The sequence below is a fragment of the Reichenbachiella faecimaris genome, assembly GCF_900176375.1.
GTDB classification, from domain to species: Bacteria; Bacteroidota; Bacteroidia; order Cytophagales; family Cyclobacteriaceae; genus Reichenbachiella; species Reichenbachiella faecimaris.
Window position 1 is genome coordinate 237,526 of sequence record NZ_FWYF01000002.1, and the last position, 12,846, is coordinate 250,371.

12 protein-coding genes are annotated in these 12,846 nt (G+C 40.3%); 6 read left to right on the plus strand and 6 right to left on the minus strand.

Annotated elements, in window-relative coordinates; translation table 11 throughout:
- Positions 1-3 precede the first annotated feature (3 nt).
- The 6 genes from B9A58_RS08830 to accD all read left to right on the plus strand — a co-directional run bounded on the left by B9A58_RS08830 (position 4) and on the right by accD (position 5,239).
- Complete coding sequence (locus tag B9A58_RS08830; protein ID WP_084372426.1) at positions 4-384, plus strand: RidA family protein; 381 nt, start codon at positions 4-6, stop codon at positions 382-384.
- A gap of 72 nt (positions 385-456) precedes the next feature.
- On the plus strand, positions 457-1,998 hold the full coding sequence (gene gltX, locus B9A58_RS08835; protein ID WP_084372428.1) for a glutamate--tRNA ligase: 1,542 nt from the start codon (positions 457-459) through the stop codon (positions 1,996-1,998).
- The gene (locus B9A58_RS08840; RefSeq protein ID WP_084372430.1) at positions 1,991-2,179 is read left to right on the plus strand and encodes a hypothetical protein; all 189 of its coding nucleotides are present in this window, start codon (positions 1,991-1,993) and stop codon (positions 2,177-2,179) included. Before gltX ends, B9A58_RS08840 begins: the two co-directional genes overlap by 8 nt.
- A 25-nt stretch (positions 2,180-2,204) precedes the next feature.
- A complete protein-coding gene (locus B9A58_RS08845; protein WP_084372432.1) occupies positions 2,205-2,972 on the plus strand; it encodes a TIGR00266 family protein in 768 nt (255 codons plus the stop codon).
- A gap of 132 nt (positions 2,973-3,104) precedes the next feature.
- On the plus strand, positions 3,105-4,316 hold the full coding sequence (locus tag B9A58_RS08850) for an NAD(P)-dependent oxidoreductase (RefSeq protein WP_084372434.1): 1,212 nt from the start codon (positions 3,105-3,107) through the stop codon (positions 4,314-4,316).
- Between the two features lie 80 nt (positions 4,317-4,396).
- Positions 4,397-5,239 carry an acetyl-CoA carboxylase, carboxyltransferase subunit beta gene (gene accD, locus B9A58_RS08855; RefSeq protein ID WP_084372436.1) on the plus strand — a complete coding sequence of 281 codons (843 nt, stop codon included), beginning with the start codon at positions 4,397-4,399 and terminating at the stop codon, positions 5,237-5,239.
- A gap of 77 nt (positions 5,240-5,316) precedes the next feature.
- Here the strand turns inward: accD and B9A58_RS08860 are convergent, their stop codons facing one another.
- The 6 genes from B9A58_RS08860 to B9A58_RS20515 form a co-directional block, all read right to left on the minus strand.
- Complete coding sequence (locus B9A58_RS08860) at positions 5,317-5,955, minus strand: lipoprotein signal peptidase (RefSeq protein WP_084372438.1); 639 nt, start codon at positions 5,953-5,955, stop codon at positions 5,317-5,319.
- 12 nt (positions 5,956-5,967) lie between these two features.
- Positions 5,968-9,342 (minus strand): isoleucine--tRNA ligase, encoded by a 3,375-nt coding sequence (gene ileS / locus B9A58_RS08865; protein WP_084372439.1) that lies wholly within the window; start codon positions 9,340-9,342, stop codon positions 5,968-5,970.
- A 52-nt stretch (positions 9,343-9,394) separates the two neighbouring features.
- Positions 9,395-11,797: an efflux RND transporter permease subunit gene (locus tag B9A58_RS08870; RefSeq protein ID WP_084372441.1), complete on the minus strand. Its 2,403-nt coding sequence runs from the start codon at positions 11,795-11,797 to the stop codon at positions 9,395-9,397.
- A 174-nt stretch (positions 11,798-11,971) separates the two neighbouring features.
- Positions 11,972-12,367 carry a hypothetical protein gene (locus B9A58_RS08875; protein WP_084372443.1) on the minus strand — a complete coding sequence of 132 codons (396 nt, stop codon included), beginning with the start codon at positions 12,365-12,367 and terminating at the stop codon, positions 11,972-11,974.
- A 44-nt stretch (positions 12,368-12,411) separates the two neighbouring features.
- Positions 12,412-12,702 carry a hypothetical protein gene (locus B9A58_RS08880; protein ID WP_084372445.1) on the minus strand — a complete coding sequence of 97 codons (291 nt, stop codon included), beginning with the start codon at positions 12,700-12,702 and terminating at the stop codon, positions 12,412-12,414.
- Entirely contained in the window at positions 12,671-12,826 is a 156-nt protein-coding gene (locus B9A58_RS20515) for a hypothetical protein (RefSeq protein WP_221407843.1), read from the minus strand. The genes B9A58_RS08880 and B9A58_RS20515 overlap by 32 nt, the downstream gene beginning before the upstream one ends.
- Positions 12,827-12,846: the final 20 nt, after the last annotated feature.

Genomic DNA, 12,846 nt, shown 5'->3' on the forward strand with positions numbered 1-12,846 from the left:
ACTATCGTGAAACAAATCATCAACACCGCAAATGCCCCAGCTCCAATAGGCCCATACAGCCAGTCTACTTTAGCAGGGAATACGCTATACGTATCTGGTCAAATAGCACTTGTACCTGGTACGGACAATCTATTACTCGACAGCATCGAAGCAGAAACCCACCAAGTAATGAAAAACATGGGAGCTATATTAAAGGAAGCCGGTGCGGACTACTCCAATGTAGTGAAGTGCTCCATCTTCGTGAGCGACATGGGCAATTTTGGAAAAATCAATGCGGTATATGGCGAGTATTTCACCAGCAATCCTCCCGCCAGAGAAACGGTGGAAGTAAGCTGCCTGCCTAAAAACGTGAATGTGGAAATTTCCTGCATCGCCGTAGTATAATCTAGACCGAAATATTGATAAATTTGCCGTGCCGGATACCCTCCGGCATATTTTTTTGTAAAAAATTGATCGATGAGTAACGAAGTAAGAGTAAGATTTGCACCTAGTCCAACAGGCGTTCTTCACATTGGTGGCGTACGTACAGCGCTATACAACTACCTATTTGCCAAAAAACACGGAGGAAAATTCATACTTCGCATAGAAGATACAGACCAGGCCAGGTTTGTCGAAGGGGCTGAGCAATACATCAAGGATTCTCTAGCCTGGTGTGGCATTCAAATCGATGAAGGCACCGACCAGGGAGGCGAATATGCGCCTTACAAACAGTCTGAGCGCAAAGACCTTTACAAGCAATACGCACAGCAGATGATCGACGAAGGCACCGCATACTATGCCTTCGATTCGGCTGAAGAATTGGATGAAATGCGTGAAACACTCAAGGCGGCTAAAGCCAATTCCTTGAATTACAATTCGATCACTCGAAATACCATGAAAAACTCGCTGACACTTTCTGCAGAAGAAGTACAGCAGCGATTGGATTCAGGTGATCCTTATGTGATCCGCATAAAGGTGCCAGCAAAAGAAGACATTCGTCTCAACGACATGATCCGTGGATGGGTAAATGTGCATACCTCCACTATGGACGACAAAGTCCTCATGAAATCAGATGGCATGCCTACTTACCATTTGGCCAATGTGGTTGACGATTACTTAATGAAAATTACGCATGTGATCCGTGGGGAAGAGTGGTTACCCTCTGCTCCACTACATGTGCTGCTATATAGATATTTAGGATGGGAAGCGAGTATGCCGCAGTTCGCTCACTTGCCTTTATTGTTGAAGCCCGATGGCAATGGTAAGCTCAGTAAGCGTGATGCCGCCAAGCACGGATTTCCGATTTTCCCAATGGAATGGAAAATCACCGAAGAAGATGCTTCTCTGAAAGGATTCAAAGAAGAAGGTTACTTAAGCGAAGCATTCGTGAACTTCTTGGCGCTACTCGGATGGAATCCTGGTACGGAAAATGAAATTTTCACTTTGGACGAGTTGATTGAATCATTCACCATTGAAAGAGTGAGTAAGGCCGGAGCCAAATTCGATATTGACAAAGCCATTTGGTTCAATCAACAATACATTCGAAAAATGAGTGCTTCAGATTTGGGTGCTTTCTTATTGGAGCAAACCAATGCTGCTGGAATAGCTTGCAACGACCAAAAAGCTCAAGACATAGCAGAATTGCTACAAGAACGAATTGACTTCATTCCAGAATTGCTTTCTAAAGGCAAGTACTTTTTTGAGGCCCCTGCTGAGTATGTGGAAAAAGTAGTTCGGAAAAAATGGGATGAAAATGCGAAATCTGTCTTCCACACATTTACTACACAGATAGAAGGGAAGCAACTTAATGCTGACAATTTTCAAAAGGCATTGGAGCAAGCTGTAGAAACTCATGAAACAAAAGTGGGCATGGTGATGCAAATATTGCGCGTAGCGATCACAGGTGAAGCTGGCGGGCCAGACTTAATGAAGATCATGGAAGTGCTTGGAACTAATGAAGTGTCTGAACGTATAAAAAAAGCAACTAAAGCTTTTGATCAGGCAGCCACTCATGAGTAAGAAAGAGAAAAAAAACAAACCAAATGTCAACCCAGAATTAGAAGGGTTTGAAGTCAATATCAACTCCTTTGGCGAAATAAAGTCTTCATTAAAAATTGATGAACTCAATCAGTTTTTAAATAAAAATGTAGAAGACAAAAAACTCAAAGACAGAGAAGACCTGGACGACTCCAAAAAATAATTCCCTAAACTTAAGATACACAAACATGAGAAGTCACGAAATCGACTATGAGATCAAAGGTGAGAGCATTCAGATCGTAGAAGTAGAACTAGACCCAAGAGAAACTGTAGTTGCAGAAGCTGGAGCCATGCTTTTTATGGAAGATGGGATTGTCTTTGAAACCAAAATGGGTGATGGCTCAGAGCCTGATCAAGGCTTCTTCGGAAAATTAGTTTCGGCTGGGACAAGAGCATTGACTGGAGAGTCCTTATTCATGACCCACTTTACTAATCAGGGTGCGAGTAAGAAGAAAGTTGCTTTTTCTGCCCCATATCCAGGTACAGTTATTCCAATTGATTTACAGCAATCACCTAATCAGGAGTTAATCGTTCAAAAAGATGGATTCTTATGCGCCGCTTTAGGCACCAAAGTTTCTATCACGCTCAACAAAAGATTCGGTTCGGGTCTAATAGGTGGAGAAGGCTTTATACTACAAAAGTTGCAAGGAGATGGCATGGCCTTCGTGCATGCAGGCGGAACGGTAATTGAAAAACAACTCAATAACGAAACTTTAAGAATCGATACAGGCTGTGTAGTAGCCTTTGAATCCACCTTAGATTTTGACATCCAATCGGCTGGGGGACTCAAATCCATGGTGTTTGGTGGTGAAGGCATGTTCTTGGCTACCATGAAAGGCACTGGCAAAGTATGGCTCCAGTCCATGCCTATTCGCAAACTCATTCAGGCGATTGCCCCTTATGGTAAAAATGCCACCAAGGAAGCCTCTTCCATTTTAGGAAACTTCTTAGAATAGAATTTAGGGGTGAGCTTTAGCGCACTTTCCTTTGCGCCATTCACCTTTTTAAATTGGACTAATGCAAATTTTAAATCGGCTAAAAATGCCACATATTTGCGCCGCAATATTATATTCAAAAACCCATTACAAATGACCAAAATTGGTATCCTCAAAGAAGGTAAAATTCCGATTGATCGACGTGTGGCAATCATCCCTTCACAAGCCAAATTCATCAAAGAAAATTTTTCAGCTGTAGACCTTGCCTGCCAGCATAGTGACATCAGATGTTTCTCTGATGAAGACTATGCCAATGAAGGCATAGAGCTAGTGACTCAAGTAGACGATTGTGACGTCATCTTTGGTGTGAAAGAAGTGCCTTTAGGTCAATTGATCCCAAACAAAACCTATTTCTTCTTTTCACATACCATCAAAAAACAAGAGTATAATAGGGAATTGCTGAACGAGGTGCTGGACAAAAACATTCGCCTCATAGACTATGAAACACTCACTGATATAAACGGCCAGCGTATTATTGCCTTTGGTAGATATGCTGGGATTGTAGGTGCTTACAATGGTATTTGGTCATTTGGCAAACGTTACAACCTGTTCAATATCAGACGTGCTCATGAATGTTTTGATTTGGAAGACATGAAGACTGAATACAGCAAGGTCAAACTTCCCAATATCAAAATTGTAATCACAGGTGGCGGACGAGTTGCCAAAGGAGCAATGGAGGTTCTTTTAGGCTTGAATATCCGGAAAGTGACCCCAGAGCGATTTGTCAATGAAGATTTTCAGGAGCCTGTTTTCACTCAACTCAACAGCAGAGACTACAACAAGCACAAAGACGGCAAAAATTTCGAAAGAACAGAGTTTTTTGAACAACCAGAGCATTTTGAATCTGACTTTTATCAATACGCCAAATGTGCCGATCTGTTGGTCGCATGTGCTTATTGGCATCCTTCAGCTCCCGTGCTCTTCACTAGAGAAGAGGCAACACATAGAGATTTTAAGATCAATATTGTTGCGGATGTGACATGCGACATTGAAGGGTCAATACCTTCTACTATACGCCCGGCAACCATAGACGAGCCTGTATTTGACTATGATCCTACAACAGGAAAAGAATTGCCTCCATTCTCTGATGAAGGAAACATCACAGTGATGTCTGTAGATAATTTACCTTGTGAACTCCCAAGGAATGCTTCCGAAGATTTTGGCAAAGAATTAGTTAATAATGTGCTGCCATGTTTATTGGGTGAGGATCCAGATAAAATAATAGAAAGAGCTACTATAGCTCAAAGCGGAAAACTGACTGCTTACTATACTTATTTGCAAGATTATGCAGATGGCAAGGAGTAGAACCTCAAATAAATAACGGCTCGTATTCGAAAGTCTCTCAACTAATATATCTTTGCAATCCTTCTAACAAAAGGTAATTTATGGCTTGGTTTAATAGAAAAGACAAGGGCATCCAGACGCCTACTACTGCAAAAAAAGAAGCTCCTGACGGGCTTTGGTACAAAACCCCTAGTGGGAAAATCGTACACATGCGTGAGCTCAAAAACAATTCGTACGTGAGTCCTGAGGACGATTATCATGTAAGAATTGGATCAAAGGAGTATTTCGAAATTTTGTTTGATAATAATGAGTTCGAAGAATTGGATGCTGAGATGACTTCAGCAGACCCGTTGAAGTTTTCTGACACGAAGCCATATCCTGCCCGAATTGCCGCAACACAGGAAAAATCGGGACTGAAGGATGCCGTTCGAAGTGCCGTTGGGAAAATGCACAACAAAGACATTGTCATTGCCTGTATGGACTTTGGTTTTATTGGTGGATCCATGGGATCCGTGGTGGGAGAAAAAATCGCTAGAGCAATCGACTACTCTCTGAAGCATAAAATTCCATTCTTGATGATTTCAAAATCAGGTGGAGCCAGAATGATGGAAGCTGGATTCTCTTTGATGCAAATGGCTAAAACTTCTGCAAAGTTGGCTTTGCTATCAGAAGCTAAGATTCCTTACATTTCCTTGCTTACGGATCCAACAACTGGTGGCGTAACTGCTTCGTATGCCATGTTGGGTGATTTCAACATTGCAGAGCCGGGTTCTCTGATAGGATTTGCAGGCCCACGGATCATTAGGGAAACTATTGGTAAGGATTTGCCAAAAGGATTTCAAAGTGCTGAATTCGTTTTAGATCATGGTTTCTTAGACTTTATTGTAGATAGAAGAAGCCTGAAAAGAAAATTGACTACACTGCTTGAGTTATTGGAGAACTAGAATCACCAATGACTGAAACACAAAAAGGGCTTCAAGTAAAAACTTGAAGCCCTTTTTGTTAGATATTGAAGCCTGTCCTAAGCCTCTACTTCTACTGTCTCAGTTTGAATGGCTCCTTCTTCCGTGCTTTTGTCTTCAACTTCTTCATGAAAGAATTTTTTCTGAAAGGTGAGAATCGCAAATACACCTATAAAAATTGACGCGTCTGCTATATTAAATACTGGCCATAGCGACATATACTTACCTCCCATAAACGGAATCCAGTCTGGAATATGTCCTTCCCATATATCAACATAAAACATATCTACTACCTGTCCATAGAACCATGGGGTTGGCGAACCCACGGGTGCATTGTCTAAAAACACACCATAAAATGTACTGTCTATCACATTGCCAATGGCTCCTCCTAAAATCATCGCGATACAGATCAGCATACCTTTATGGACACCCTTATTGATCAAAGTATACAAATAATAACCAATACCTACCATGGCCACCAACCTGAATAGCGTAAGAAAAAGTTTACCATATTCGGTTCCTAACTTCATCCCAAAAGCCATCCCTGGATTGGTCAGATAATATAATTTAAAAAAATCTCCAATGACATGTATTTGACCAGGCATACCCATGTCCATGTTGAAGTGCACCAACAACTTAACCACTTGATCCAATAGGATCACTCCCAAACTCAACAAATAATACTTATAATACTTCACGCTATCTCTTTATTATTTTATAACATCCAGCTTCACAGCTACCTCAAATTCATCCATTTCTAAAGCTTGTCCTCCTTCTAAATCAGAAACAAGATTCAATTCGTTTGCTTGTGTCTCCTGACAAATATAATCCCTAAATGACTCAACAGAGGCCTTCAGCAATTCATCACTGCTCTGAAGCTGAACGACAATCTTGTCCTGCACTTCTAGCCCACTATCTTTTCTTAGGTTTTGAATTCTATTCACCAAATCTCTAGCCACTCCTTCTTGTTTCAACTCGGCCGACAACTGAATATCCAATGCCACAGTCAGGCCGTTTTCAGAAGCTACCAACCAGCCAGGAATATCCTGAGAACTGATTTCTACATCTTCTAACGTCAAAGAAATTTTTTGGTCACCCAAATCCAACTCAAAATTGTTGCTAGCTTCTAATTGAGCAATGTCCTCTTTAGTAAAAGCACCAATCTTCTGAGAAATATCTTTCATTCTTGACCCATGCTCCTTACCCAATTTTCTAAAATTCGGCTTGATAGATTTGACAAGAATTCCAGAAGTGTCGTCCAAAAACTCAATGGCCTTTACATTTACCTCATTCAGAATCAACTCCTCAACTGCTTTCACATGAATTTCTGTTTCTTTGTTCAGCACAGGAATCATGATTCTTGACAACGGCTGACGCACCTTCAGTTTTTCCTTTTTTCTTAAAGAATGAACCAAAGAAGAAATTTTCTGAGCCATTTCCATTCTAATTTCCAATGCTTTATCAATCAATTCTGAACTCGCCACAGGATAGTTTGAAAGGTGAACTGAATCATGAGATTCATGTCCAGAAACGGCATTCAAATCACTGTATAATCTATCCATGTAAAATGGAGCAATTGGCGCTGCTAATTTGGCAATGGTCTTCAAACAAGTATAAAGCGACTGATAAGCAGCCATTTTATCTTCATTATACTCCCCTTTCCAGAATCTTTTTCTATTCAAACGAACGTACCAGTTGCTCATGTCATCAATCACAAAGTCTTGAATCATTCGAGCGGCCTTTGTAGGCTCATATTCATTGTAAGCGTCGTCCACCAGACCGATTAAAGTATTTAACTTACTGATGATCCAGCGATCACTCTCAGTCTTATTGCTTTCATCTACTTCACTTTCGCTAAAATTGAATTTGTCCAAGTTGGCGTATAGGGCAAAGAAGTTGTAGGTATTGTACAGCGTACCAAAGAATCTTCTTTGCACCTCAGCTACTCCCTCAATGTCAAACTTTAAATTGTCCCATGGATTGGCGTTTGAGATCATATACCATCGTGTGGCGTCAGGACCATACTTGGCCAAAGTTTCAAATGGGTTCACAGCATTGCCCAGTCTCTTAGACATCTTATTGCCACTCTTATCTAGCACCAAGCCATTAGCAATTACATTTTTGAACGATACTTTATCAAAAAGCATGACGGCTATGGCGTGCAGAGTGAAAAACCAACCACGTGTCTGATCAACACCCTCTGCAATAAAGTCAGCAGGATAGACGTCACTCAGTCCTCCATTTGCCTGATTGGCATCCTTAGGGTCATCTCCCATAAAGTGGAACTGCGCATAAGGCATAGCCCCAGAATCAAACCATACGTCTATCAAATCTGGTTCACGCGTCATTCTTTTGCCAGAATCACTCACCAAGAAAATATCATCTACAAATGGCCGATGCAAATCGAAATCTTCACCTAACTCATCAGTCATGAAACCAGCACTTATTGACTTCTTCACTTCTGCCTCCAATTCTGCAATAGACCCAATGCATTTTTGCTCCTGCCTATCTTCCGTTACCCATATAGGCAATGGCGTACCCCAATATCTTGAACGACTTAAATTCCAGTCTACCAGATTCTCCAGCCAGTTACCAAATCTTCCAGACCCTGTAGAAGCTGGCTTCCAGTTGATGGTATTGTTCAGCTCTACCAATCGGTCTTTGTAAGCAGTGGTTTTGATAAACCATGAGTCCAATGGGTAATACAAAACTGGCTTATCAGTTCTCCAGCAGTGAGGGTAACTGTGTTCGTATTTTTCTACTTTGAAAGCTCTGTTGGCTTCCTTCAAATGAATGGCTATCAGTACATCAGTAGGCTTGAAGTCTGACGATTTTCTTTCCTCGTCTGAATAATATTCTTCTTTGACATATTTACCAGCAAAGTCCGTGACCTCTGCAATGAACCTTCCCTGTTTGTCTACCAAAGGAATGTCATCGCCTTTGTCATCTTTAGCGACCACAGGTGGTACACCTGCTGCCTTAGAAACAAAATAATCGTCCGCGCCAAAAAGAGCTGCAGCATGGACAATACCTGTACCATCCTCAGTGGTTACATAATCACCTGGGATAACCTTGAAAGCATGGGCTTCCAAATCGTCATTAGTAACATAGGGGAACAATTGTTCATAGCGAATATCAAGCAAATCCGCTCCTGCATATTCTGCATCAATATGCCAAGGAATGAGTTTGTCTCCCTCCTTGTAGTCTTCCAGAGCTAAATTCTTAGCCTTTTCAGAAAAGTATTTTCCTACCAAGTCTTTAGCAAGGATCACTGAAATGGGTTGGAACGTGTATTGGTTGAAAGTTTTCACTTTCACATACTTGATCTTCTTCCCTACCACCAAGGCACCATTAGAAGGCAGGGTCCATGGAGTAGTCGTCCAAGCCAGGAAGAACACCTCCTCATCACCATCAAATAACTTGGACGAGAGGTCAGATTTTTTGACTTTGAACTGGGCAACCACTGAGGTGTCTTTCACATCACGGTAAGTTCCTGGCTGGTTCAACTCATGAGAGCTCAACCCTGTTCCAGCAGCTGGCGAAAAGGGCTGTACCGTGTACCCTTTATAGAGGAGCCCTTTGTCGTAAAATTTCTTTAGCAGGTGCCAAAGGCTTTCAATATAATTCTTTTCAAAAGTAATATATGGATCATCCAAATCTACCCAATAGCCCATCTTCTCTGTCAGGTCATCCCATTGGTCTTTGAACTTCATCACAGCCTCACGGCACTTGGCGTTGTACTCCTCTACAGAGATCTTATTACCAATATCCTCTTTGGTAATGCCTAGTTCCTTTTCCACCTGCAGCTCAACTGGTAAGCCATGAGTATCCCACCCACCTTTTCGTTTTACTTGATAGCCTTTCAGTGTTTTGTATCTACAAAAAATATCCTTGACTGCACGAGCCATTACATGGTGAATACCAGGTGTACCATTAGCTGATGGTGGCCCTTCATAAAATACAAAGGTCTCTGCTCCTTCTCTCTCATCCACTGACTTTTGAAAGACGTCATTCTTCTTCCAAAAAGCTAATACCTCGTCTGCTACCTCAGCGTAATTGATATTCTTATATTCTTTGTAACTCAATGCTTTACTTTCTAATGCGTATTAAAAAACTGATTTCTAAAAAATGAATGGGCTAATTAGAATCTTTCACTTCGATCATATCCAAATCGATTTCCTCATCTTCCCGCTCGTCGTAAAATTCAGGATACTTCTCAATTAATGGATGACTGTGCGTATCTCTGCTTCCTTTATCGAATCTCAACAATAACGCAGGCAACACAATCAAATTCGTCAGCATGGCCATCAGGAGTGTGGTTGAAGTCAATGCCCCTAAAGCCACTGTCCCACCAAATTCGGATGCAGCAAAAATGACAAAACCAAAAAAGAGGATAATCGAAGTATAAATCATACTTGCTCCTGTTTCTCTCAGACTTTTACTAACCGCAACAGGCACAAAAAAGTTGTTGGCAAATAACTCTTGTCTATACTTAGCTAAGAAATGAATAGAATCGTCTACTGATATTCCAAAAGCAATACTGAAAATCAATGCAGTACTTGGCTTCAGTGGTATACCTGCAAATCCCATCATACCACCTGTAATCATCAGTGGGATAATGTTGGGAATAAGGCACAAAATGATCATTTTAAAATTCTTGAACAACAGCGCCATGATCAATGCAATGATGAAGAAAGCAATGATCATACTGGTAATCAAATTGTCAATCAAGAACTTATTTCCCTTAATGAATAAGAGGGTCGTGCCTGTGATGGTCACTTTCATTTTGGTCTCACCAAAAATCTCATCAATCTTAGGCTGAATGACGTCGTTTACAAGAACATCCAATTTGTTTGACCCGATATCTGCTATTTTTAGTGATACTCGGATTTTTTGACCAGTAGAGTCTACAAATGCCTTCGAAATGCCTTTCTGATCAGACTCCTTTTTCAGGTATCTGAAAATAAAATTTTTATCTCTGTTGTTAGGCAGAGCATACTTGTCGGGATTGTCATTATAAAATGCCTGTCTGGTAGCTTTGATAAAACTAACCACAGAAAGTGGTTGAGAAACATCATCCAGTGAGTTTAGGAAAGTCTCAAACTCGTCGATTTTCTTGAGATTTTTCAGGCTTTGAACACCCTTCTTTGTGCCTGTATCAATAATGATCTCCAGCGGCATTACCCCAGCAAAATTGTCTTCAAAAAACTTTAAGTCTTGTTTGACCTGGCTCTCTTCTGGCAAATCATCTACCATATAAGAACGCGCCTCGATTTTTGATATACCATAGGCTGATAATACAACAATTATGGCAGCTGCTGCAAATATGTAATACTTGTGGCGGTGAACTAAAAGATCTAGACCAGTGAGTACTTTATCCAGTGGTGCAAATTCCAGATGCTTTAAGTGTCTACTAGAAGGTGGCTTCAGGTAAGAAAATACGGCAGGTATCATAATCAAGCTGACCACAAATGTTGCCAGAATATTGACCCCTGCTATTACACCAAATTCTTTTAGAACCACAATGTCCGTAAAAGCCAGCACCAAGAAACCAACTGCTGTTGTGAAGTTGGTTATCAAAGTAACAATCCCAATTTTTCTTATGATCGTTTCTAATGCTTTTCGCTGATCGCCATGTTGGAAATACTCCTGGTGATACTTATTCAACATGTACACGGCATTGGGTATGCCAATGACCACAATGATTGGTGGTATCAGACCTGTAAGTAGCGTGATTTCATAATCGAATAAGGCCAACGTCCCCATGACCCAAACCACGATCATACCTATAATAAATAGTGCGACAAGCACTACTTTGAAAGATCTGAAAAACAGGAATAGGATAAAACCTGTCACCATGACTGAGAAGACCAAAAACATATTCAGTTCCTTTTTGATCTTAACTGTATTGATATATCGAACAAATGGCAACCCAGCGTATCTTAGATTGATACCCGTATGTTCTTTGTATTGCTCAGTCACTTGAAGGATATCACCTACAACAGTATTGCGAGCCTTGGAATTCATCACTTCATTCTCAATGGTCACCAAAACCATATTGGCTCCATTTTCGGTATTAAGCAATTGACCACTGTAAAATTTTAAACTTTGACAGTAGGCAATCAAGCTATCCAATACTTTTTGATCTGATGGTACATCAGTAAAAACATTTTCTAGTTCGAAGCGATTGTCTTCTTTATCCTTAACCAATCGCTTTAAACTTGGCAGGCTCAATACATCTTTGACATAACTAATATTGGCAAGTTCATCAGTCATGTATTTTAGTTTGCGGAAATTGTCTGCCAGATAGACCGCGCTGTCCTTTATACCAATAGCCAGGATATTACCATCCTCCCCAAATTCTTTTTTGAATTCCTTAAAATAGATCATTTCTGGATCCGTCTTAGGGACGATATTAGCCAGACTAAACGACCATTTAACTTCCTGAGCCTTATAGGCCATAAAGCCTGTAATGCCGAAAAGTGCAAGGATCAAAATGAGCCTCTGCTTGAGTATGATTTGTGAAAGTTTATACCACATGAGCAAAAATGAATCTGCAAAGGTAAGGATTTTTACTATTTAAAAGAGGCTCTGTTTTTTTTGTTGCTGACACCAAAATCCAGCCAATTCTTTTTCCTCTTATTATTTCCAAAAGGCATAAAAAAAGGAGGTTTGCCCTCCCTTCAATAAGTTGCTTAGGTGTTGTGATGACCACTAGTTTTGGTACTTCAATACAGCCTTTTTCAATGACTCTCTGTTGGCTACTATAGTTGGGTCTGAATAGACCTTGGCAGATAGCTCGGCAATGACGGCTTTCTTGAATCCAAGTTTCACAGCTACCTCTTCACAATACTTCACCTCACTAAGGAATACTTCCTTGTCAATTTTCATCAATTGAACTACATTAAAAAGGTACTCAAATTTATCATCGTCAGTCATTGTATTCAATGGTGGTAACGGTTCTGGATTTTCTAACAAACCGTAAATTTCATCTTCAGAAACTCCATTGGCCTTTCCGACCATTAAAATCATTTCTTTTTCATCGTCCGCAAAGTCGTTATCGATATTTGCCAACTTCACTAACATGCTTAGTTGTGATTTTATGCTCATTGTTTATTAAGGTTTATAAATGCAAGCGCATTCAAAGGTAAAAATTAAATCAATTTATGCTTTTCTATTATTGAGAGGAGCATTTCTTTATTTGCGCTCAGTGCTGGGTCTCCAAATATCCGACTACTCAATGCACTCACCACTTGTTTTTTGTAGCCCAGTCTTTCTGCAAGTTCCTCACAAAATCTAATTTCACTTAAATATACCTTTTTATCCACTTTCATCAACTGAATTAGATTATATAGATATTCAAATTTATCATCTTCCGAAAGATTTTCTATGGTTGGCAATTCATGTTGCTTTTCAGCTAATAAGTCCTCGAAATAATTGATCAATGTCCTTTTTTGGTATATGGTTAGCCTCAGCCAAGGTATAAATCATTCGCTTTTCTAGTGGGGACAACTGCTTATCCACCAAGGAGAGCTGAATGAGAATGCTCATCTGAGTACGAATGTCCATTTTAATACCTTTTGCTTCAA

Bases quoted from the DNA above. Each gene is read 5' to 3' on its own strand.
- gltX (WP_084372428.1), top strand. From the start codon at position 457: ATGAGTAACGAAGTAAGAGTAAGATTTGCACCTAGTCCAACAGGCGTT.
- B9A58_RS08840 (WP_084372430.1), top strand. From the start codon at position 1,991: ATGAGTAAGAAAGAGAAAAAAAACAAACCAAATGTCAACCCAGAATTA.
- B9A58_RS08845 (WP_084372432.1), top strand. From the start codon at position 2,205: ATGAGAAGTCACGAAATCGACTATGAGATCAAAGGTGAGAGCATTCAG.
- B9A58_RS08850 (WP_084372434.1), top strand. From the start codon at position 3,105: ATGACCAAAATTGGTATCCTCAAAGAAGGTAAAATTCCGATTGATCGA.
- accD (WP_084372436.1), top strand. From the start codon at position 4,397: ATGGCTTGGTTTAATAGAAAAGACAAGGGCATCCAGACGCCTACTACT.
- B9A58_RS08870 (WP_084372441.1), bottom strand. From the start codon at position 11,797: ATGTGGTATAAACTTTCACAAATCATACTCAAGCAGAGGCTCATTTTG.
- B9A58_RS08875 (WP_084372443.1), bottom strand. From the start codon at position 12,367: ATGAGCATAAAATCACAACTAAGCATGTTAGTGAAGTTGGCAAATATC.
- B9A58_RS20515 (WP_221407843.1), bottom strand. From the start codon at position 12,826: ATGGACATTCGTACTCAGATGAGCATTCTCATTCAGCTCTCCTTGGTG.